General features: G+C 67.9%; 23 protein-coding genes. 9 read left to right on the forward strand and 14 right to left on the reverse strand.

Going from position 1 to position 21797, the window contains the following annotated elements:
• The first annotated feature begins 24 nt into the window (after window positions 1-24).
• A complete protein-coding gene (locus ACZLZY_RS07605; RefSeq protein ID WP_472933630.1) occupies window positions 25-3408 on the forward strand; it encodes a type III effector HrpK domain-containing protein in 3384 nt (1127 codons plus the stop codon).
• A gap of 122 nt (window positions 3409-3530) precedes the next feature.
• Here ACZLZY_RS07605 and ACZLZY_RS07610 read toward each other — a convergent pair whose 3' ends face one another.
• The 13 genes from ACZLZY_RS07610 to ACZLZY_RS07670 form a co-directional block, all read right to left on the reverse strand.
• Window positions 3531-5036: a hypothetical protein gene (locus ACZLZY_RS07610; RefSeq protein ID WP_472933631.1), complete on the reverse strand. Its 1506-nt coding sequence runs from the start codon at window positions 5034-5036 to the stop codon at window positions 3531-3533.
• The gene (gene sctT, locus ACZLZY_RS07615) at window positions 5033-5857 is read right to left on the reverse strand and encodes a type III secretion system export apparatus subunit SctT (RefSeq protein ID WP_472933632.1); all 825 of its coding nucleotides are present in this window, start codon (window positions 5855-5857) and stop codon (window positions 5033-5035) included. The genes ACZLZY_RS07610 and sctT overlap by 4 nt, the downstream gene beginning before the upstream one ends.
• Before the next feature lie 8 nt (window positions 5858-5865).
• The gene (locus ACZLZY_RS07620; protein ID WP_472933633.1) at window positions 5866-6135 is read right to left on the reverse strand and encodes an EscS/YscS/HrcS family type III secretion system export apparatus protein; all 270 of its coding nucleotides are present in this window, start codon (window positions 6133-6135) and stop codon (window positions 5866-5868) included.
• Between the two features lie 4 nt (window positions 6136-6139).
• Window positions 6140-6796, reverse strand: coding sequence for a type III secretion system export apparatus subunit SctR (gene sctR / locus ACZLZY_RS07625; protein ID WP_472933634.1), 657 nt, complete (start codon window positions 6794-6796; stop codon window positions 6140-6142).
• Window positions 6789-7847, reverse strand: coding sequence for a type III secretion system cytoplasmic ring protein SctQ (sctQ, locus tag ACZLZY_RS07630; RefSeq protein WP_472933635.1), 1059 nt, complete (start codon window positions 7845-7847; stop codon window positions 6789-6791). Before sctQ ends, sctR begins: the two co-directional genes overlap by 8 nt.
• Window positions 7847-8332 (reverse strand): hypothetical protein, encoded by a 486-nt coding sequence (locus ACZLZY_RS07635; protein WP_472933636.1) that lies wholly within the window; start codon window positions 8330-8332, stop codon window positions 7847-7849. The genes sctQ and ACZLZY_RS07635 overlap by 1 nt, the downstream gene beginning before the upstream one ends.
• Window positions 8329-9663 carry a FliI/YscN family ATPase gene (locus ACZLZY_RS07640; RefSeq protein WP_472933637.1) on the reverse strand — a complete coding sequence of 445 codons (1335 nt, stop codon included), beginning with the start codon at window positions 9661-9663 and terminating at the stop codon, window positions 8329-8331. The genes ACZLZY_RS07635 and ACZLZY_RS07640 overlap by 4 nt, the downstream gene beginning before the upstream one ends.
• Complete coding sequence (locus ACZLZY_RS07645) at window positions 9660-10241, reverse strand: FliH/SctL family protein (protein WP_472933638.1); 582 nt, start codon at window positions 10239-10241, stop codon at window positions 9660-9662. The genes ACZLZY_RS07640 and ACZLZY_RS07645 overlap by 4 nt, the downstream gene beginning before the upstream one ends.
• The gene (locus ACZLZY_RS07650; protein ID WP_472933639.1) at window positions 10238-10915 is read right to left on the reverse strand and encodes a hypothetical protein; all 678 of its coding nucleotides are present in this window, start codon (window positions 10913-10915) and stop codon (window positions 10238-10240) included. The genes ACZLZY_RS07645 and ACZLZY_RS07650 overlap by 4 nt, the downstream gene beginning before the upstream one ends.
• Entirely contained in the window at window positions 10915-11691 is a 777-nt protein-coding gene (gene sctJ, locus ACZLZY_RS07655; protein ID WP_496253574.1) for a type III secretion system inner membrane ring lipoprotein SctJ, read from the reverse strand. The genes ACZLZY_RS07650 and sctJ overlap by 1 nt, the downstream gene beginning before the upstream one ends.
• A gap of 44 nt (window positions 11692-11735) precedes the next feature.
• Window positions 11736-12179, reverse strand: a complete 444-nt coding sequence (locus tag ACZLZY_RS07660) for a hypothetical protein (protein WP_472933641.1) — start codon at window positions 12177-12179, stop codon at window positions 11736-11738.
• 141 nt (window positions 12180-12320) lie between these two features.
• Window positions 12321-12536: a hypothetical protein gene (locus ACZLZY_RS07665; RefSeq protein WP_472933642.1), complete on the reverse strand. Its 216-nt coding sequence runs from the start codon at window positions 12534-12536 to the stop codon at window positions 12321-12323.
• A gap of 167 nt (window positions 12537-12703) precedes the next feature.
• Entirely contained in the window at window positions 12704-13348 is a 645-nt protein-coding gene (locus tag ACZLZY_RS07670; RefSeq protein ID WP_472933643.1) for a secretin N-terminal domain-containing protein, read from the reverse strand.
• Between the two features lie 364 nt (window positions 13349-13712).
• Between ACZLZY_RS07670 and ACZLZY_RS07675 the strand changes: the two genes are divergently transcribed.
• The 7 genes from ACZLZY_RS07675 to ACZLZY_RS07705 all read left to right on the forward strand — a co-directional run bounded on the left by ACZLZY_RS07675 (window position 13713) and on the right by ACZLZY_RS07705 (window position 19773).
• Window positions 13713-13877 (forward strand): hypothetical protein, encoded by a 165-nt coding sequence (locus ACZLZY_RS07675; RefSeq protein ID WP_472933644.1) that lies wholly within the window; start codon window positions 13713-13715, stop codon window positions 13875-13877.
• Between the two features lie 156 nt (window positions 13878-14033).
• A complete protein-coding gene (locus ACZLZY_RS07680; protein WP_472933645.1) occupies window positions 14034-14975 on the forward strand; it encodes a SctD/MshK family protein in 942 nt (313 codons plus the stop codon).
• 34 nt (window positions 14976-15009) lie between these two features.
• Complete coding sequence (locus ACZLZY_RS07685; RefSeq protein WP_472933646.1) at window positions 15010-15381, forward strand: hypothetical protein; 372 nt, start codon at window positions 15010-15012, stop codon at window positions 15379-15381.
• Window positions 15378-15713 carry a type III secretion apparatus assembly chaperone SctY gene (sctY, locus tag ACZLZY_RS07690; protein WP_472933647.1) on the forward strand — a complete coding sequence of 112 codons (336 nt, stop codon included), beginning with the start codon at window positions 15378-15380 and terminating at the stop codon, window positions 15711-15713. Before ACZLZY_RS07685 ends, sctY begins: the two co-directional genes overlap by 4 nt.
• A gap of 5 nt (window positions 15714-15718) precedes the next feature.
• On the forward strand, window positions 15719-17887 hold the full coding sequence (sctV, locus tag ACZLZY_RS07695) for a type III secretion system export apparatus subunit SctV (protein ID WP_472933902.1): 2169 nt from the start codon (window positions 15719-15721) through the stop codon (window positions 17885-17887).
• Window positions 17888-17984: 97 nt separating this feature from the next.
• Window positions 17985-19325: a type II and III secretion system protein family protein gene (locus ACZLZY_RS07700; protein ID WP_472933648.1), complete on the forward strand. Its 1341-nt coding sequence runs from the start codon at window positions 17985-17987 to the stop codon at window positions 19323-19325.
• Window positions 19326-19344: 19 nt separating this feature from the next.
• Window positions 19345-19773: a hypothetical protein gene (locus ACZLZY_RS07705; RefSeq protein ID WP_472933649.1), complete on the forward strand. Its 429-nt coding sequence runs from the start codon at window positions 19345-19347 to the stop codon at window positions 19771-19773.
• Window positions 19774-19793: 20 nt separating this feature from the next.
• Here ACZLZY_RS07705 and ACZLZY_RS07710 read toward each other — a convergent pair whose 3' ends face one another.
• Window positions 19794-20594, reverse strand: coding sequence for a tetratricopeptide repeat protein (locus ACZLZY_RS07710; protein WP_472933650.1), 801 nt, complete (start codon window positions 20592-20594; stop codon window positions 19794-19796).
• A gap of 143 nt (window positions 20595-20737) precedes the next feature.
• Between ACZLZY_RS07710 and ACZLZY_RS07715 the strand changes: the two genes are divergently transcribed.
• Entirely contained in the window at window positions 20738-21784 is a 1047-nt protein-coding gene (locus ACZLZY_RS07715; protein ID WP_472933651.1) for an EscU/YscU/HrcU family type III secretion system export apparatus switch protein, read from the forward strand.
• Window positions 21785-21797 lie beyond the last annotated feature (13 nt).

A 21797-nucleotide genomic window follows, 5' to 3' on the forward strand; every position in this document is an offset into this window, starting at 1 on the left:
CCATGTCGATCGGGGGGAACAACCATGTCCAAAGTCAGCGCGTCGACCAGCGTCTACGGCGAGTATAATCCGACGTCCGGCAATGCGGATGCTGTCCAGGCTTGGGAGAAGGCGAAGGATCAGGCCAAGGATGCGGGCATTCTCTGGGAGCGGCCGGCGGGTGACACGCGGTCGGCGCAGCAGATCATCGACGATACGCCGATCCTGCGGAACCTCGGCAACCAGGAGGACGTCCGGTCCAATCTGGAGGACCGGGTTGGCGGCGACATCGAGACCAATGCCGATGCCGCCTACCGCGCGGCGCAGGTTCTTGAGCACATCGAAAAGCTCGACGAGAGTGGCAACCGGATCGCGGGCGGCGACATCGACAATGGCGAGGTCAACGGCTTCTCCAAGGGCGGCGATGCCTATCACGGGACGGAAGCGGGCCGCCTGAAGGATTTTGGCGAGAACGGCTTTGGGTTCCTCAAGGGCGAGTTGCGCGACGTCCCGTCGGCCAGCGAGGATCCGGAGGCGCGCAGCCAGGCCGAGGATCTCGGAATCCGATGGGAGCGCCCGGCCGGTGACGAGCGCTCGGCCGAGGAGATCATCGACGGCAGCGACCTCCTGAAGAACCTCGGTGATCAGAGCGACGTCAAGGACATGCTGAAGGAGCGTGTCGGCGATTTCGAAAGCGATGCGGACGCCGCCTACCGCGCCAACCAGGTGCTTCAGCACATCGAGCGCTTCGACGGCGAGGGCCAGGAGATCGTCGGCAGCGATGTCGGCAATGGCGAGATCAACGGCTTCAGCAAGGGTGGCGAGGCCTATAACGGCACCGAGGCCGGGCGCCTGCAGGACTTCGGCAAGGATGGCTTCACCAGCCTGAAGGGCGAGATGTCCAACCCGGACAGCGTCGGCGACAACGCCGAAGCCCGCGCGGCCGCCGAAAAGGCTGGGATCAAGTGGGAACTGCCTGAGGGCGACGAGCGCTCGGCGCAGGACGTCATCGACGACAATCCCGCGCTCGCGCACCTCGGCAACCAGAGCGGCGTGAAGGACATGCTGAAGGAGCGCGTCGGCGATTATGAGAAGGACGCGGACGCCGCCTATCGGGCGATGCAGGTTATAGACCGCGTCGTGTCCTACAATGAAAAGGGCGAGATCCAGGCCGGCGGCGATGTCGCCAATTCCAGCATCGACGGCTTCACCAAGGGCGACGAGGCCCACAACGGGACCGAAGCCGGTCGCCTGCAGGATTTCGGCAAGGGCGGCTTCGAGGCGCTTCCAGGGGTCACCAAGCCGGAGGACAGCGCCGGCTACAAGGCGTTCCTCAAGGCCAATCCAGATGCCGACGCCGCCTCCCAGCAGATCGCCGAGTACAGTTCGGTCCTCAACGATAATTTCGACCTGATCCGCGGCAAGACCGGCGACGGCGACTTCCTGACGGAGAATTCCCTGAAGGATTACCTGGCGCAGAATCCGCAGAGCAGCGACGAGTTGAAGGAGGCGCTGAACTTCTGGTCACAGCCGGGGGCTTTCGCCAAGCTCGAAACGGCGCAGGATCCGCTGAAATTCGGTGCCGACGGCAAGTTCAGCAAGAAGGACGCGGACGCCTTTCTCACCACGCACACGCCGAAGGATGCGAACGCCGCGATCACCTTCCTCGCCGGCGTCAGCAATGCGAATGTCGTCGCCGGCGTCGACACCAGCAAGCTCGGCGCGGACGTGTTCGCCAATCCCGGCAATTACACCACCGAGGAGAAGGCCGCCGTCCTGCAGGAACTCCTGACGACGCAAAACCTCATCACCGACGGGGCGGCCGCCGGCATGTGGAGCACCGACTACGGCAAGGTCAGCATCGCCAACGCCGTCCAGGGCCATCCCGACCCCGCCAAGCTGCTCAGCGACGTCAACGACCACATCAAGATCCTCGAAAACGATCCCGAGGTCGTGACCTTCCTCAACGAGAGCGGCACCAGGGAACTGACCAAGCTGCTGGATGACAACAAGGGCCTGAAGGACGCCGTCCAGTCGAACTACGACGACATCAAGTCCGGCGGCGCGCTCGACGCGATGTGGGACGCGAAGACCAAGGACGGCAAGACCGACCAGCAGGCGGCCCTCGCCGAATTCTTCGGCAGCGCGCAGATGCACCAGACCGCGCTCGGCATCAAGGATCTGCCGGAGATCCAGAGCGCTGTCGGAAAATCGAAGCACAATGCCGAGTTCGAGACCTTCTACAAGGACAAGCTCGCTTCCGGCGACCGGCTGAACGACCTGCTGGTGGATCAGCCCTTCGCCGAGGCGGCCGGCACCTATAGTGCGGAAGTCGCGGTCTACAACGCGGCCCTCAGCCCTGAATTCACCGGCCAGTTCGATACGCAACTGAACGACAACTACACCCGGATCACCCAGGACAACGTCTTCAAGGACGCCAGTTTCGAGGATCTGAAGAAGGCTTTCGGCACCGACGGCAGCGACAATCTGGATGAGACCAAGGTCAAGGCGATCATCGAGGAGATTACCAAGACCAACCCCGAATTCTTCGTCAACCCCGACGGCAAGGTGACGACGCCGGACCAGATCCTTTCTGGTTTCCGCGGCAGCTGGGACGTCCTGCGCCAGGGCACGAAGTCGCTGGCGGAAATGAAGCCCGAATGGTTGAGCCCGGACGCCAAGACGGCATCCGACAAGGGCCTGCTGCACGGGGTCAGCGGTCTCTTCATGGCCGGCGTCACGATTTCGAAGGGCGCCAACAGCGGCGGCAACCTGACCGACAGACAGATCGTCGACATCACGACGGGATCGGTTCAAACCGTGACGCTTCTGGCCGAAGGCGGCATCAAGAACTACCGGGATTACCTGAAGGGTGTGGTCTCGAAGGTCGACGACTCGCTCTACAGCCACTTCGATACGCTGCTCGACGACGTCAAGCCGGAGGCCAGCGACCTCAAGCAGGAGTCGAACCTTGCCAAGGAGCTCGGCAAGACCCTCGAAAAATGGGAAAACGCGGCCAAGGGACTGGGCGGCCTCGCCGGGGCCGCCGCGGGCGCCTACGGCATTTTCGACGGCGTGCAGTCGATCCGCAAGGGCGACCTGGTCTCGGGCGGCATCAGCATCACCGCGGGTTCCCTCGGCGGGCTCGCGAGCCTTGCTTCGGCCGGAGAGGGCGGCGCCTTCCTGCTCGGCCAGATGGGCCTACGGGCGGCACTGGCGCCGATCGCCGGCGTCCTCGGCATGGCGGCTGCCGGCGTCGGCGCCATCGCTATGCTCCTGCCGGGCCTGATCGCGGAGGGCAAGCAGCAGACGCAGCAGGACAATTTCGGCGACCTGCTGGGTGAGACCATGACGAAATACGAGATCGACGGCGTTCCCAAGGGCGACCAGTTCGACATCCCGGAGAGCGACTGGCCGGAAAGCAGCTGACGTCGGCTTCGCCAGCAGGCTGAGCGCCGACCAGCTGTCATTCGGGGCTGAGGAGCTCCACACTGCTCGGAGGCCGGGAACGGCCTCTGTCGCCGTCCCGAGGCAGGTGCGGCGAAGCGAACCTAGCCGATCGGGTCGATGTCGGAAAAGTCCACGAGATCGATCCGGGCGGGCACGACGAAGCGTCCGTTGAGATAGGCCAGCAAACGCTGGAAGGCCTCCCCGCCCCCGCGGATCGCCTCGAGACTCTCAATCCCTGTCCAGCCGCTCCCGAGCGGCAGCTCCGGCTGGGTCAGCCAGGCCTGTTCGGCGAGAAAAGCGGCTCGGTCGAGCGGAAAGCCGATATTGGTGAACACCAGCTGCACCGCCTCGAGCGTCAGCCCGCTTTCCCCCTCGCGCTGCAGCGCCAAGGTCCGGACGTGCCGATGCGCCGCGAGGCTGCCGGCGATCGTCCGTTGCGCGGCGTCGCTGGCGAGGAGCAAGGAGCGGGCGTCGCGGAGCTCAGGGTCCGGCGGTCCCCGGCTGAGATCATCGAGCACCCGCACCGCATCCCGGCCGGCGCGCTCGAAGCGGGCCAGCCCCTCTGCAAGGTTCGGGAGCACGTCGGGATAGGCGGTGAGAAAGGCCTGGAGCATGGCCGTGAGGTTCTCGCCGTCGAGCTTCGATCGCCAGCCGGTCCACTCCATCAGCAGCGGTCTGGCGATCGCGAGGATGTCGGCATCGACGCCATCGATCCGCCCGCCGAGGCGACGGATGCTGGCGGCGAGCAGCGCGATCAGGCTCTGGCGCCGGCGCCGGTCGCCGCGTTCCTCGAGCTGGGCGGCAAGGGTCAAAGGCAAGAGCAGCCCGGTCCCGACGGCCACGGCCTGTGCCAGCCCGAAGAAGATGGCGGCATCATTGACGTTCTTGCCGGCCAGCACGATGGCGCCGAGATCGCGGGCGAAGGTCCTTACTTCGGCAGTCCCCGCCCCGGCATCGAGGATCGACGCGACATTGGCCAGCGCCCGGGTCGTCGCGGCGGACCCGAAGCCCGGAGACGCCCCCGGCGAGGCCGCAACACCCGCTGTTCTCGCGGGGAGGTCGATGGTGACCGCCATCCCTGCAGAACTGGGGGCACCGGCAACCGACCTGTCGCAGAGACCCGCGACGATCGCGGCGAGTTGCGGCTGGACGCCCGCCACAAACGCGCCGGCGAGGCCCGGTGGAAGGGTCCGCAGCACGGTATAGAGTTCCTGCGCGGCGGCGTGGGGGTTTTCGGCGGCCAGCATCCGCTCGACTACTGCGGTCCGCGTGGCGAACAACGTCCGCGGATGCGCCCCGGCATCTGGTCCTGCAGGCTGGGAGACTGGCTGCCCCGCGCTGGCCGCGGGGGACGGGGCGGCCCGTCGCTCGGGCGTCTCGGCCGAGGGGCGGAAGTGGGCCTGCCGGGCGGGATCGCGGCGATCCGGCAACCCCGCCCGGGGGTCGACGGTCGGCTTTGCCGTTGCTTCCCGATCGGCGGGCCCGAGCGTTGGCGGCGCGTCCCCCGGCGGGGTCTCGATCCGCTGCCATTCCTCAAAGGCCCGCCGAAACGCGTCCTTTGCGACGGACGACGCAAGATCGCGGATGACCGTGACGATCGGGATCATGGCGCCGCGGCCTCCGGCCCCACCAGCCCCTGCAGCAGGCCGACAGTCCCTTTCAGGTCGCCGATCCGGTCGAGCATCAGCGGCACCAGGAAGACCGCATAAACCACCATCAGGAAGGAGAAGAGGAGGTTTTTCACCGCCAGGGACAGGTCGAAGACGTGGAACTGCGGGGCCATGCGCGAGAGATAGGCGAGCATGAAGTCGGCGATCAGCATGGCGATGACGACCGGCGCGATCAGCACCACGCCGATCAGCATCACGCGGTCGAGCACGCCGAGCAGCGCCATCACCGAATGCGCTTCAATCACCGGCACGAAGCTCGTCGCCGGCCAGAGATCATAGCTGCGGTAATAGCCGTCGAGCAGGATCAGGAAGCCGCCGGACATGAAGAAAAGGGTGATCAGCGAGAGGCTGAGCAGCGTCGCCGTGATGCTGGATTCGCCGGTGGACAGCGGGTCGACCAGCTGCGCCATGGTCGAGCCACGCTGCAGATCGACGAGATCGCCGGCCACCTCGGCCGCCCAGAACGGAATGCCGAAGGCGAGGCCGATCACCCCGCCGACCGCCATTTCCTTGATCACGAGGCCGGTCAGGCTGAGACTCGTCGGCGTCCCCGCCAGCTGGAGGCTCTGGAACACCGCGGGCACCACCGGCAGCGAAATCGCGATCGCCACCGCCGATCGCAACAGGCCGGTGAGGCCGAGCCGGGTGAAGGCCGGCGTCAGCATCACCATGCCCAGCGCACGCGACACCGCGACGGAAACGGCCACCAGCAGCGGGTAGGCCAATTCCAGGAAAGCGTTGGTCACAGCGGCGTTCACGGCATCCCCTAGCGCGTCAGAGCCGGAAAACTGTCGAAGGACTGGATGGCGATGCTGCCGACCTGGCTCGCCAGCAGCGGCCCGAGGAAGATCAGCACCAGCATCACCGCGACGAGCTTGACCGCTTGCGGCAGCGTCTGGTCCTGGATCTGCGTCAGGGCCTGCAGCAGGCCGACGCTGACGCCGATAAGGATGGCGACGCCAAGCGCCGGCGCCGAGACCAGGAGAACCGTGAGGAGGCCGCGGTTCATCTCGGCGAGAAAGACATCCTGTCCCATGCGCCTACCCGCCGTAACTGAGGATCAGGCCGTGCATCAGCCGCGACCAGCCCTCGATGGCGACGAAGAGGAAGATCTTCAGCGGGATCGAGATCAGCGTCGGCGAGACCATCATCATGCCCATCGCCATCAGGACGTTGGCGACGATGAGATCGATCACCAGGAAGGGGATGTAGAGGAGGAAGCCGATCTCGAAGGCGCGCGTCAGCTCGGAGCTGACGAAGGCCGGGATCAGCACGAGGAGATTGTCGCTCTTGAGCTCGGCCCGCGCCTCCTCCGACCACACGGTCTCCGTCGCCTGGATGAAAAAGTCCCGCTCCCGCTCATTGGCGAAGCGCGCGAGATAGGTCTGCAGCGGCACGCGCACCGCCTCGGCCGCCTCCTTGAGGCCCTCGACGGTCTGGATGTCGATCGTCCGGTTTTCGAGCTCGCGGTACATGTTGCCGACGAGCGGCGTCGTCACATAGACGGTGAGGATCAAGGCGATGCCGTAGAGCACGAGGTTCGGCGGCGACTGCTGGATGCCGAGCGCATTGCGGATCAGGAACAGCACCACCGAGATTTTCAGGAAGCCGGTCATCGTCACCACGGCGAGCGGCAGCAGCCCGATCGTCGAAACGAGCAGGATAATGGCGACGAGGTTCGGCTGGAACTCATTCATCCTGTGCGGCACCGGCATCATTGGCGAGACGGGTGATGCGCACGCCGAGCCCCTCCCCGATGGTCACGAGGCTGCCGCGGCCTATGCGGCGGCCGTGGGCAACGATGTCGACGGCATCCCCGACCGGACGCGAGAGCGGCAACAGGCTGCCCGGTGCCAGCGCCCGCAGTTCGGCGATGGTCATCTCGACCCGTCCGAACTCCATCAACAGCCGCACCGGCAGGGCGCCGATCCCGCTCTCGTCGTCCTTGTCGCTCATATCGCGGTCTTTCTGGAGGGGAGGAGAAACCGCCTGCAGCGCGGTCCGAAGGCGAAAACGGGCATCGGCGTCATCCACCTGCCCGCGCAACCGGCCGCCGACCACGGCCTCAGTTGTGGTCCCCTCCAGCATCACGACATCGCCCGGCGACAGGCTGCCGAGCTCGGACAGGCTGAGGTCCTGCCATCCGGCTGACAGCACCAGTTCCACCGGAATGGCGGCGGCGTCGAGGGATGCCGGCGGCGCCAGCCGGTCGAGTTCGACGGCGAGCCGTGCCGCGAGGTCGACCGACAGCTCCAATCGGCAGGCGGTCCTGGTGCCATCCTCGAAGCCGAGCGTCACGGTGAGAGCCAGCGGCAAGACGCCGAGCCCGGCCGGATCCTCGGGAAGGATGCGGATCGGCTGGCCGAGCCTCTGCTCGATCGGCCCGAGAAGACTTAGAAGGGCAAACTCGACCAGGATGGCCCGCTGTGCCGGTTCTTCGGCGAGGAGTGTCGCCCCGATTGCCAGCTGCGCCTCGGCGCGTCCGACGAGATGCTGCGGCAGGGAGATCCGTCCGGTCGACTCGCCGATGCGAAGAGCGACGGACATTACAGTGGGATCCGACGCCCCCAGCAGGGACAACCGGACGGTCGCCGGGCGGCCGAGCACCGTCAGGCGCAGCGCCGGGCGTGTCCGGCTCAGCCGGTTGATCACGACGACCGCCTCCGGCAGGACGCGCGGCAGGGTCGGCAAGGCGTGCCGTGCCGGCGATGAAGGCGCCGGCGGCAGGTCCGGTAACTCGGGCAGCATCAGCATTCCCGTCTGCGCCGGAAGGTGGCGTCGTCTTCCGCCGACAGCTCGGCGAGGACTTCCTCTTGCAGCGTCTCGGCCCGGCGAAGGTGGTGGGCGACTTCCGAAAGACGGTCGGCGTCGCGCCGCCGCTCGAGGCGTTCCGCCTGGCGCTGGCCCAGCATGTCGTCGGCTGCCACGGCCAGCGCGAGGACCGCGGCCCGGGCCGCTTCCAGCTCGGTCCGGCGATGCTCGGAGGCCAGCGCCGTATCGGTCGAGCGTCCGAGCGCGGTCTGCGGCATCGGCCGCCCGAGGATCGCCTCGAAGAAGAGGCGCTCGCGCGCTTCGGCGGCCGTGGCATGGTCGTCGAGGGCGATGTCGGCCACGGCCACGAGACCTGCCGTCTTCCGGCAGACGTCCGTCTGGCGCGCGACGGCGCGCTCGGCCCGCTCTTCGCGCATCCGGCGCAAGGCGACCAGCCGGTCGATATCGGCCCGCCGGATCACGCCAGCAGCCCCTGCAGGCGCCGCAGCGTCTCGGGCATGGACGAGCGGTCCCGCGCGTCCTGGCGCAGGAAGGCCTCGATGGCGGCATGCCGGGCGACCGCCTCGTCGGCGAGCGCGTCATGGCCGGCGGCGTATTCGCCGATCCTGAGCAGCAGTTCGACATCCTGGTAGCGCGCCATCAGGTCGCGCACCCGGCCGGCATCGCGCCGGTGATCGGCACCCGCCACCGTGTCCATCAGGCGGCTGCGGCTCTTCAGGACGTCGATCGCCGGAAAGTGGTTGCGCTGGGCGAGTTCGGCGCTGAGGACGATGTGGCCGTCGAGGATCGCCTTGGTCTCCTCGGCGACGGGATCGAGCCCGCCCTCGCCTTCGGTCAGGACGGTGTAGAGCGCGGTGATCGAGCCGCCGCGGCCGGGTCCCGCCCGCTCCAGGAGGCGCGGCAAGGCGGCGAAGAAGGACGGCGGGAAACCGCGCCGGGTCGGCGGCTCGCCAGCGGCCAGGCCGATCTCGCGCTGCGCCCGCGCAAACCGGGTGACGCTGTCCATCAACAGCAGCACGTGGCGGCCTTGATCGCGGAAATACTCGGCGATGGCGGTGGCGACATAGGCCGCCTTGACGCGCTCGATCGCCGGACGGTCCGAGGTGGCGACGACCGTCACGGCTTTGTGGCGCGCCTCTGCGCCGAGCTGCACGTCGACGAATTCACGCACTTCCCGCCCGCGCTCGCCGATCAGCCCGACGACGATGACGTCGGCCTCGGTGCCGCCGATGATCGACGCCAGCAGGGACGACTTGCCGACACCCGGCTCGCCGAAGATGCCGACGCGCTGGCCGCGCGCGACGGTGAGAAGGCCATCGATGGCGCGCACCCCGAGGCGCAGCGGATGCTCGATCAGGTCGCGCTGCATCGCCAAAGGCGGCTCGGCATTCACCGGATAATCCTCAGCGGCCGAGAGGACGGACGGCCCCTCATCGAGGAAGGCACCGAGCGGGCTGATGACGCGGCCGAGCAGGCCATCGCCGACGGGAACGCTGAGGGCGCGGCCGGTCGGGATCACCTCGGCTCTGGTCGACATGCCGTCCAGCCCGCCGATCGGGGTGAGGATCGTCTCCTCGTCCTCGAAGCCGATGACCTCGGCCGGCACCTGCCGCCCGGTGACGGGGTCGCGGAGATAGCAAAGCTCGCCGATCCGGGCCATCGGCAGGTTCGCATGAACGATGACGCCGCGAATCTGCCGCACCCGGCCGTAGACCGGCCGCGGCTCGGCGCCCGCCGCCGCCGCCGACAGGCGCGGCAACAGCGCATCGAAATCGAAGCGGGCGGCAGTCATGCGCCGCCGCCGATCATCGCGGAGCGGATCGCGCCAAGCTGCGCGTCGAGCCCGACGTCGATGCTGGCGACCGGGCTGGTGACGATGCACTGGAAATCCGTGAGGTGCGGATCGGCTTCCACGCGGACGCGCGGTCCGGCGGCCGTCGACGCCGTCAACAGCGCCTCGACCGACGCGGCGAGGCCTGGCGCCACGCGCACCACGACCTCCTCGGCATCGCGAAACGCCGCGATCGCCTCTGCGGCGACCGCCCGGACGAATTCGGCCTGGTCGAAGCTCGCCAGCATCTGGCGCACGATCGACAGCGCAAGGTCGGCCAACCGGCCTTCGAGGCCGGCGAGATAGCTGGAGACGTCGACCTGGGTCTGCATCAGCAGCGCGGCGGCCGCTGCCTCGCCGGCCTTGCGGCCGGCGGCCTCACCCTCGGCGCGCGCACGCTCGACGACGTCGCGGGTCGTCGACAGCAGCGCCTCCGCCTCGGCCCGCGCGCTGTCGCGGAAGGCATAGCCATCGATCCAGCTCGCCGCCTCGGCAGAACGCAGGATCTTGCCGCCGGGACGGGCGGGCAATCCGTTCACGACGCGGCCCTTTCGGAAGCGGCAGCATGGATGTCGGCGGCGACCCGGCGCACGATCAAGGGGCCGCGCGCCAGGAGCTGCGCATCGGCCGTCGCCGGGACGGCCGCGTCATCCGGCCATTTCAGCCGGACGCGGCGGCCGATCGGCTCGGGCAGCGACTGGATCCAGGCGGCAAGGCAAGCGCGGCCATCGGCAAGGATCACCTTTTCCAGCGCATCGAGGTCGGCAGGGACCGGACGGTTGCCGCCAAGCTCGCGGTGCGACAGGGCGGCGTCGAACGCCGCCTCGCCAAACCTTTCGGCCATTGCGGTGACCACGGCCTTGCGGATCTCGCGCACGAAGGCGCCGGACCAGAAGACGGCCCCGCAAGGCAGCGCCAGCGCCTCGAAATCCACACGTCCGAGGCGGGCGACGAGGAGGTCGGCCTGCACCGGCACCGGCATCGCCCCGGCAGGGCCGGACACGGCAAGACGAGCCGAAAGCAGGCTCGCCAGCCGCGCCGAGAACCGCGGCTCGGCCGCCATTGCCTCAAGCGTTGGCGAAAGACCCGGCGCGCGGAAGCAGGCGGCAAAGCGCTGAGGATCGGCATCGCGCACGGGCTCGGCGAGATAGGCGTCCCACCCCTCGGCGGCGCGGCTCTGCGTCCCATCAGCTGCGTTTATGACTGTCGGCATCATTTCTGCGGGACCAAGTCATAGGTGCGGCGCTGGCGCTGGCGCCAGACGAGCGCCGCCAGCGTGCCTGCAAGGCCGAGCACCAGAAGGGACAGCGTGCCGACGATCCAGCCGGCGCGGCCAACGCTCGCCTCGAGCATCCAGACCCCGAACACCGGCACCAGCGGCGGCAGGCTGCCGGCGCTGCCCGCCGCCCGCGCCGGGGCGGCGATGGGGATCACCGAGACCTTCTCGTAGGACAGCCCGGCAATGCCGTTCGCCACCAGCGTCTTGATCTGCGGAATCAGCGGGTTGATGTCGAGGCTGGCCTCGTGGCGGATGAAGACGGAGGCCGAAGACGGCGCGGAGTCCCGGCGCAGCGGATCGTTGTCGGGCAGGACGACATGCACCCGGGCCGAGAGCACGCCGTCGATCTCCGACACCGTGCGCGAGAGTTCCTCGGACAGGGCGTAGATCATCTGCGCGCGCTCCTGGACGGGCGAGGCGACCAGGCCATCGCGCTCGAAGACCTTTCCCATCGAGGCGAATTCCGGCTTGGGCAGGCCCGCCTCCTCCAGCGTCTGCACCGCGTCGGCGAGACGGCCTTCGTCGACGACCACGGTGATCCGCCCATCCGGCTGCAGCACGCGGCTCGCCGGAATGCCGCGGTGAAGAAGTGCCGCGACCATGCCGTTCGCCTCGCGCTCGGCGAGGTTGGTGTAGAGGTTGACGTCGCAGGCCTGAAGGAAAAGCGCGGCGGCAAGGATCGCCGCCGCCTTGCCGAGATGGCGCAGCACGCCCGGACTGGGCACGGGCCGGGGGGCGCGGGTGGGCCGAGGTCTCATTGGCCGCGCAGGAGCGTGTTCGCCGCGCCCGAGACCTGGGTGGCGCCGCGCACCACCATCTGCGTTTCGATCGAATGGTCGAACATCATGCTGAGCGACTCGACCACCCGCGACATCTGCTGGCCGTCGACGCCTGGCTTGCCAGGGTCGGCATTGGCGACAGGCTGGGAGCCGAGGCTGGCGAACTGGCCGCTGCTTGAAGCCTCCGGCGCGCCCTGGACCAGCTTGCCGGCGCGTTCGGCAAAGCTCGAGGAGCGCTCGAAGAAGCCTTGCAGGTGCTGCATGATGTCCTGGCCGAGCTGGCTGGGATTGGCCCCCTCCGGCAGTCCGCGGGCATTGGCAGCAATGTGCTCGAACAGGTTCTGCGATGCCTGCGGCACCATGTCCGGGGCCGCCGGCGGGGCGGGCGCCAGTCCGGCGGCGGGAACTGTCGGGGTCATGACGCATCCTCCAGGCGAGTGCGGTGAAACGGGCGGCAGCGGGGGCCTTCCGCGAGGGGTGGTCGCACCCGGTCGCAGAAGGATGCTTCAGGCCCGGCAAGACAGAGCGCTTTGTCCGCGTCCTCTCGTACGGGCGGCGCCCTATTCGTCGTCGGCCATCGCTTCCTTCAGGATCTCGTTCGCCTGGGGCATGATGATCATCTGGCCGCCGACGGTGATCGCACCCGTGACCATGACGTCGAGCAGTTCGGGCGTCATGCCGCCCTCGGCGGTCTCGACGGCGGCATTGAACTTGGCTTCGTCCGGCCCGGCGGTCGCAGCAACGGAATCGGAACCGGAAATCGACGAGATGGCCATGGGTCTTCTCCTTGTTCAAAATCTTCGTGGTTCAAAGTCTTCGTGGTTCGAAGGCTTCGTGGTTCAAAGTGTTCGTTGGTCGAAGTCTTCGTTCGAACGACGCCCGGAGCTTTTGCCCCTGACGCTTGGTCGGCGCAGCCAGTCCGGCCGCGCCGTCTCGGCGCCGGCTATCGCGGTGGCGGCGCAGAAGTTGCGGCACCGGGCGCCGCCACCACTTCGGTGGCCATACCGCCGCGAAACACCCGCACCCGCGGATCGTCACCGGCGACCATCGGCGGCGGCTGCATCCGCTGGACCAGCTGATCGACCGCCGCGACGTAGGCCGGCGGCCCCGACACCGTGAGGACGCGGCCGTCGGGCGAGGCGCGAAGGGTGAAGCGTTCGTCGAACAGCCCGAGCTGGCGCATCTCGGCGGCAACCGCCTTGCTGCCCAGCCGCCCGGTGTTGAGGACGCGCGTCGCGAACTCGGACTCGGCGCTGACGTTCAGGACGGCGCCATCGAAATACCAGGTCAAGCCATTGGCAGCAGCCAGCCGGTCGAGAAACGGGCCCGCCTTCTCCGCGCTGACCTCGCCGCGGATCCGCCCCTTGACCGCATCGGACATCACAACCGGCAAGTGCAGGTTGCGCCCGAACTCGGTCAGCGCGGCGCGCACGTCCTGGTCGATGACGACGTAACCATAGGGCTTGTCGAACCAGGCGGTTTCGGCAGCGGCCGGCAGCGCCAGACCGAGAACGGCGATGGCCAGGAGATGGCGCAAGGCGCCTTGCACCCGCCGGCGGGCAAGCGGTGCCGACGCGCTGTTGGGCACACCGTGCCTTACGACCAGCAAGCCGCTCAGTCGAAGACTATTGCTTGCTACCATTACCAACCAAACGCTCTTGCCAATGCCGATTTGCGCCGGAACCTATCCAATAGGTTCAGTACAAGTCCAGCACGTTCTGTATATTTATTCGCAATCCAGACGAGCGCATATTTTGTGAAGTTTTTGTTACAGGTTTATGACGATTATCAGCATAGACAATCTCAGATTTCATAAATTAGTCGTTGATTTATTCAGTTGATCGTACAATTTGGGGCCATCGACGGCGCCGAAAACGTGCGGACCGACGATAGCAACCGTCTCCGCTTCGGGAGGGCGGATTGCGACCAACAGTCAATTCTGGAGCCGAACCATGTCCAACACCCCTGCAGTTTCCACCTCCACCGGTGCTGACTCGGCGATCAAAGCCATGACCGACGCTTTCGACTCGGCCATCATGAAGTCGGCCGAAATCACCAAGGTGACCACCGAGAAGAAGACCGAGCTCGACGCCACCAAGCAGCGTCCGCAGAACTAAAACCTTGAGACGCGGGCGTTCGGCGCCCGCGTCTTTCCTACGTGTCTGCGTTCCCGTCGCCGGCCTTCCGGTCCGCGGCTTTCGACAGCGCCTGCCCGTCTTCCGCGAACCGCCATCTCGTCGAAGCCGTCCGCGCGAAGCGAGGTCCTGTTCACCATGTCTTCGACCCTCACCTCCCCCTCGCGCATGCCGCTTGCCCTTCGCGAACCCGCTTTCGCCGGACCGGTGCTGCAGGTGATCGCCGGCGTCCACAGCGGCGTCAGGGTTCCCATCGACGGCAGCAGCTGCACGATCGGCCACTCGCGCAATTCAGACCTCATTCTTGCCGACGACGCGGTTGCCGACGACCATGTCCGGCTTCGCTTCTATGGAAAGACCGTCGCCATCGACGCCGTCGGCGGCGACGTCATGGTGAAGGGCGGCGTGCTGCTTCGCCGCGGCCAGGGCTGCAAGGCATTGCTGCCGGCGGAGATCGGTCTCGGCGACGCCCGCATCAGCATCGGCCAGGCCCGTCTTTCCGCCCCCGTCGTGCGCCGGTTGCTCACCTGGATCGGGTTGCTGACCCTCGTGGTCGTACCGATCGTCGCGGTGCAAGCCAATATCCTGACGGCGCCCGAGGCGGCGACGATGGCCGAGCCGCCGACACCGGCAGCCGACCTGCGCGCCTCTCTCGGACCGGAGCCGGCCGCCGCAGCCGTTACGCCGAGCGACGCCGATGTCGCCACGCTGTTGCAGCAGAAGATCGAAGCCGCGGGGCTCGGGCAGCTTAAGGTGCTGCAGGATGGCCGACACTTCCAGGTCAGTGGCGCGCTGCCGCCCGCCGGTCGCACCGCCTGGGAAGGCGTCCAGCGCTGGTTCGACGGCCAGCTCGGACAGCGCTACGTCCTGACCAGCACGGTGGGCGCTGCCGCGATCGCCAAGGCGCCGCAGTTCGACTTCCAGGCCGTGTGGTTCGGCAAGGACCCCTATGTCATCGATGCCAAGGGCGAGCGCCGTTATCCCGGCGCCGCGCTGCGGGACGGCTGGGCGATCAAGTCGATCCGGAAGGGCCATATCCTGCTCACGCGCGGCGGCGAAGAGTTCGCCCTGACGCTATGAGGCACGCCATCTCCTCCTCCGCCGGACCGGCCGAATGAGCGACATCGCTCGCCCGATCGAACGGCAACGGCTCGACCGCGCCCTCGTCGATGCCGGCCGCAAGGCCGATCCGGCGACACGCGTCCAGATCGAGGCCTTCGAGGTCATGCTGCGCGGCCGCCGGGCGCCGGCCCGGCAGACGTCGCTGCGCGAGGAGATCGAGCAGCTGGTCATGCCCGAGATCGTCGATCCCGGCATCTTCAATGCCGGGCGCTCGCTCGACCTCCTCGCCCATGTCGTCGATGTCGTCCTGCCGCGCCTCGGCGCGGACGAGGAAATCTCCGCCCTTGCCGGCGCCGTGCTCGAGGAGGAGATCGCCCGGCGCCGCGAGATCGAGGAGCGGATGAAAGAGGCCGACCTGTCTTGACCACGCCCGACGCCGCCGCGGCGGAGCTCCTGCATTCGCTGGGCTATCTCTACATGCGCAACGGCCAGGAAAGCCGCGCGCTGATCTTCCTGCTGATCGCCTACCGGATCGAGCCCGACCACCCCGGCGTCCTGCGCACGCTGGCGGCCGCCTTCGTCGCCAATGGCGCGGGCGAACGTGCGCTGGTGGCGATCGACCGGCTGGCGGTGCTGGAAGGCGGCATGGCGCCGGCGGCCATGCTGCTGAGGGCCCGCGCCCTCTTCGTCGCCGGCCGGCCGGTCGAAGCCCGCGGCTGCTTCAGGGACTATGTCGAACTGCGGAGGCTGCCTTGACCGGAATGCTCGGACGGCTGAGCTGGCTGGCGCGTCTTGCCGCGCAGCGGTCAGACGTCGTCGTCGCCATCTTCATGATGCTGTCGGTGGTGATGATGGTCATCCCGCTGCCGACGGCGATGGTCGACGTGCTGATCGCCATCAACATCGCCCTCAGCCTGCTGACGCTGATCGTCGCCTTCTACGTCAGCCATCCCGTCGAATTCTCCGCCTTGCCGCCGATCATCCTTCTCGGCACGCTGTTTCGCCTGGCGCTGTCGATCACCACGACGCGGCTGATCCTCTTGCATGCCGATGCCGGCCAGATCGTCGCGACCTTCGGCGACTTCGTCATCGGCGGCGAGGTCGTGGTCGGTCTGGTGATCTTCCTGATCATCACCACGGCGCAGTTCATCGTGATCACCAAGGGCGCCGAGCGCGTCGCCGAGGTCGCCGCCCGCTTCACGCTCGACGCCATGCCGGGCAAGCAGATGAGCATCGACAACGACCTGCGCAATGGCGACATCGAGCAGGCCGAGGCACGGCGCCGCCGCTCGCGGCTGGAGCGCGAAAGCCAGCTCTACGGCGCCATGGACGGCGCCATGAAATTCGTGAAGGGCGATGCCATCGCCGGCCTCGTCATCGTCTTCGTCAACCTGATCGGCGGCCTGCTGATCGGCATCATGCAGCGCGGCATGACGTTTGCCGATGCCGCCCACACCTATTCGCTGCTCACCGTCGGCGACGGACTGATCGCCCAGATCCCGGCCCTGCTGATCGCCATCGCCGCCGGCACGGTGGTGACGCGCGTCGCCTCCGACGTCGAGGGCGATCTCGGCAGCGAGATCGTGCGCCAGCTTGGCGCCAACGAGAAGGCGCTGGCGCTGGCGGCGGTGATCCTCTTCATGACCGGTTTCGTTCCGGGCTTCCCGATGCTGGTGTTCTTCGCGCTTGCCGCCATTCTCGGCGGCTTCGCCTGGCGCCTGCACCGCAGCAAGATGCGCACGCGGCCGCCCGTGACGGCTCTGGTCCCGGCAACTTCGACTGCGGCCGAAGACGAGATCGAGGCGGAGACCGTCATTCTCTCGGGCGGACAGACCCGCCACCGGGTCATCGCCTTTGTCGGCGCCGGCTTGTTCGAGGCGATTCCCGCCGAGCGTTTCCGCACCGAGGCGGACCATGCCCGGCAAGCGCTGAATGCCGATCTCGGCGTAGAAGTGCCGGCCGTGGAGATGCGGCTCGACCGGGCGATGGCGCCCGACCGGTTCCGCATCGACCTGGAGGGCGTGCCGGTGATGGAGGGCGAACTGCCGGCCGGCGGCCTGATGCTGCACGACGACCCGATGCATCTGGAGCTGCTGCAGATTCCGTTCCGCAACGGCCCGCCTTTGCTCCGACGTCGCCGCTCGGTCTGGATCGACGGCGAGCATGCGGGAGCGATGCGGGAGGCCGGCATCGGCTATGTCGACACCGCGGGCACGCTCGGCGAATGCTGCGGGCAGACGCTGCGCCGCTACGCCGCGCATTTCGTCGGCATCCAGGAAACCCGCGAACTCCTGACGGAGATGGAAGGCGACTACGCCGAGCTGGTCAAGGAAGCCGTGCGCGTCGTGCCGCTGCAAAAGCTTTCCGACATCCTCCGGCGGCTGGTGGAAGAGGACGTCCCCGTCCGCAACCTGCGCGCGGTGCTGGAGGCGCTGGTCGAATGGGCGCCGCGCGAGGGCGACACCACGGTGCTCACCGAAAGGGTGCGCGCTTCGCTCGGGCGCCAGATCTGCCACCGCTATGCCGAGATGAACCGGGTGCTGACCGCCTATGTGCTGGCGCGAAGCACCGAGGACCTGGTGCGCGGCGCGATGAAGCAGACCGGGGTCGGCTTGCTCCTGGCGCTCCCGGAGGACGCCTCGCGCTCGATCGTCACACAGCTCCGGCGGGAGATCGATGCCGCCGGACCGGAGGCGTCGCCGACCGTCGTCGTGTCGATGGAGATCCGCCGCGTGCTGCGCAACCTTCTGATCCGCAACGACATCGATATCCCCGTTCTCTCCTACCAGGAGATCGCACCGGAATTCAGCGTGCAGGCCCTCGCCTCGATCAGCCTGCCGACCGACGGCAACAGCCGCCGGCAGCGGCCGATTGGACAGAACCGTACCCCCGACCGAGAAGCGACGCCGCTCGTCGAAAAGACAGCTTGAGCCAAGCTGGCGGGTGTCGGTGGTGCTCGGCCGGTCCACCAAGAATCATCGGACAACTCCGCGCCATCGGCGTGACGGCAGCCGGGACATTTCCAGCATGAATCAATACCGCTTCCAGTGGACCGCCCTTCGGGTGGCGGTCCTGTGCTTTGCCATTGCCCTCATGCCGCAGGCGGCGACGGCAGAAGGCATGAAGGTCGACGGCAAGGCGGGCGAGGCCGTCATGCTGCCGGCTGGCCAGGGCCGCATCCTGCGCTTCGACCAGCCGGTGGAATCGGTCTTCGTCGCCGATGCGAAGGTCGCCGACGTCCGCGTCGTCTCGCCCGGCGTCGTCTATGTCTACGGGCTGAAAATCGGCCGCACCAATCTCGTGGCGCTGAGCCCGGACGAGACCACCCGCGGCACGGTGGACTTCTGGGTCGTCGCCGATCCGCGGCCGGTGCAGGAGAGCCAGAAGGCGCTGCAGCCCAACAGCACCATCGATATCGCCCTGTTCGGCGACCGCCCGGTCGCCAAGGGCCAAGTCGCCAACGTCCAGGAGGCCGTCGACACCGCAGCGGTCCTCGACACCTACGCCACCCCGAGCGTTCCGGCGATCAACAACACGACGATTGCCGGCTCGAGCCAGGTCAACATCCGCGTGCGCTTTGCCGAGGTGTCGCGCAACCAGCTGATGCGCTACGGGATCAGCTGGGACGCCTTCGTCAACGCCGGCTCGTTCTCCTTCGGTTTCGTCAGCGGCGGCGCGCTGGCGGCAGAAGCGGCAGGCGGCGGCTCGAACGCCATCAGCGGCGGCTTGTCCTCCGGCGGCAGCAGCGTCGACGTCCTCCTCGAGGCGCTGCAGGCGAACGGCATCCTCACCATTCTGGCCGAGCCCAACATCACCGCTTTGACCGGCCAGACCGCAAGCTTCCTCGCCGGCGGCGAAATTCCGATACCGGTGCCGGTCAGCGGCGATCAGATCGGCATCGAGTACAAGCAGTTCGGCGTGTCGCTGCTGTTCACGCCGACGGTGCTGCCGAACGAGCGGATCTCGATGCGGGTCCGGCCGGAGGTCAGCAGCCTGTCGGCCGCCGGCATGGTCAGCATCGCCAACATGTCGATCCCCTCGCTGCAGGTGCGCCGTGCCGACACGACGGTGGAGGTCGGCAGCGGCCAGACCTTCGCCATCGCTGGCCTCTTCCAGCGCAACGCCTCACAGGACGTCGAGAAGCTGCCGGTGCTCGGCGACATGCCGGTGATCGGCAATCTGTTCAAGTCGAAGCGATTCCAGCGCAACGAGACCGAACTGGTGATCCTCATCACCCCCTATCTCGTCGAGCCGGTGGCGGCGCGCAGCCTGAAGACGCCGCTCGACAGCCCGAAAGGCGCCCTGTCGGGTCCGACCGCCAGCAACCGCATGAAGACCAATACCGGCTTCGGCTTCTATGTCGATTGATCGCAAAGGAATGTCCGTGATGGCCTGGTCCCGTTCGCTGTGCGCCGTCGCCCTCGTCTTGGCCGTCTCGGCGTGCGAGACGCCGCAGCGTGATCCGCTGCCCTATTCGCCGAACTATACGCGGCTCGATGACGGCAATGGCCGCAGCCGCGTGGTGCGCAAGGGCTATGACGTCAGCGCCGCGGCAGAGGGCGGCGCGCTGGTGCCGGACGCCTGCATCACCCCGGACGTTGCGGAACAGCCGATGTTCCTGCCGCCGGGCTGCGCCAACAATTTGAACCTGCAAATGATGGTGGAACGCGAGAGCGATCTGCTGCACGGCCGCCGCAGCGGCCCGGCGATGGCAGCGCCGGTGGCGCGGGCGGCCCGGCGGATGATCGACGGCGCGCCGACGGCCGGCGGCGCGAAGGTGCCCGAGGGGCTCGACACCCGCGGATCGACCGACTGATGTCGCTGCCGACGGCGTGCTCAGGCGGCGGCGAGGAGGCCGATGGCGCGGGCGCGGTCCGCCGGCGCCTTGATCTTGCGCACCTTGCCGGCATCGGCGAGGAACTTGCGCTTCTCCGCCTCCGGATAGTCCGGTACGGCGACGGCCGCAGCATCCGCATCGCGGCCGGCCAGCGTCATCACCAGCATCAGATTGCGGAAATGCCGGGCCTCGGCGCGCGGCGAGGCCGTGACCTGGCGCATGCCGGCGATCGCCTCGTCGTTGCGGCCGGCCAGAACCTCGGCAAGCGCGAGGTTCGATCGGGTGTCGAGATTGCCGGGATCGAGGCTCGACGCTGCGCTGAAGGCCTTGAAGGCGCCGTTGCCGTCACCCGTGAGCACGAGCGCCGTGCCCAGCCGGTTATAGGCCGACGGCGTCTTCACCAAGGGGCTCGCGACGGCGAGCGTGCGCGCCGCGCTTTCCAACTGGCCGGCGCGCAGCTGTGCCGTGCCGAGGCCGAGGAGAGCCGCCGGGTTCTGCGCCTCGGCGTCGAGAGCACCGCGGAAGGCGACCGCCGCCGAATCCGGTTCGCCCGCCGCAAGCCGGGCATTGCCGAGCCGGACATTGGCGGCGGGAACGTTCGACGAGACCTTCACCGCCCGCTCGTAGAGCGCCAGCGCCGTCTTGCGGTCGCCGCGCCGCTCGACGTCGGCCGCCAGCCGGACGAGCCGCGCCTCCTCACCGCTCGGCGCCTTGCCGGCGGCTGTCTGGTGCGACGTGGTGGTGCAGCCGGCAGCGCCAGCGCTGACGAGGAGAAGCAAGGACAAAGTGCGGAGGTTCATCGCGTCGTTCTCCCGTGGCGCCCCCTGTTCCTAGTCGGTCGGGCCGGGGCTGACAACGCAAGGGGCCGGCCGGCGGGGCATTCGGCAGGGCTCGTGTTGCGGCAAAACCTCCTTTCCCCCAGGTCTTTGACGCGGACGGCCGCATGAGCCAGACGAGCGAAGAGAAAAGCCTTCCGGCCTCCGACAAGAAGCTCCGCGACGCCCGCAGGAAAGGCCAGGTCTCGAAGAGCCAGGACCTCGTCTCGGGCGTCGTCATCCTCGCCTCAACGATCTTCCTCGCCATGGTCGGCGGCGACGTCCAGGACAAGGTCGCGGCGCTGATCGACCTGGTCTCGCGGATCTACGAGGACCCGTTCGCCGAGGTCTGGCCGAGGGTCGTGGCGATCGGCTTGAAGATCCTCGTCGACCTCAGCGTGCCCATGCTGCTGGTCAGCGTCGCCGCCATCATCCTCACCAATATCGGCGCGATGCGCGGCCTGGTGTTTTCGGTCGAGCCGATCACCCCGAACCCCGAGCACATCAGTCCGATCGCCGGCTTCAAGCGGATCTTCTCGATGCGCGGCGTCGTCGAGTTCTTCAAGGCGCTGTTCAAGATCGTCGCGCTCGGCGCTGCCTTCGTCCTCGTGTTCCGCGTCGGCCTGCAAGCCTTGATGCAATCCTCGGCCTGCGGCCCTTCCTGCATCTCCGGTAGCTTCTTCTCCATCCTGCAGCCGCTGGTGATCACCGCCGTGGTGGGCTTCCTCATCGTCGGCATCGTCGACGTGCTCCTGCAGAACTGGCTGTTCGGCCGCGACATGAAGATGACCAAGACCGAGCGCAAGCGCGAGACCCGCGATGCCGATGGCGACCCGATGGTGCGACAGCAGCGCCAGCGCCAGCGCCGCGAGATGCAGGCGCTCGCGACCAAGACCGGTTTGATGCAGGCTTCGCTGCTGATCGGCACGCCCGAAGGCTGGACCGTCGGCATCCGCTATGTCCGCGGCGAGACGCCGGTGCCGATGCTGGTGTGCCGCGCCATGCCGGACCAGGCGCGCACGATGATTACCGAGGCGCTGCTCGCCGGCATTCCGGTGGTGCGCGACGATGGGCTGGCGACCGCCATCTCGCGCGCGGCCCGCACCGGCGAGCCCGTGCCGGAAGCCTGCTTCCAGCCGGTCGCCGATCTGCTCGTCGCCGCAAGGCTGATCTGATGCGCCGCCTTTC

Source organism: Mesocryomonas lacus (assembly GCF_055730135.2).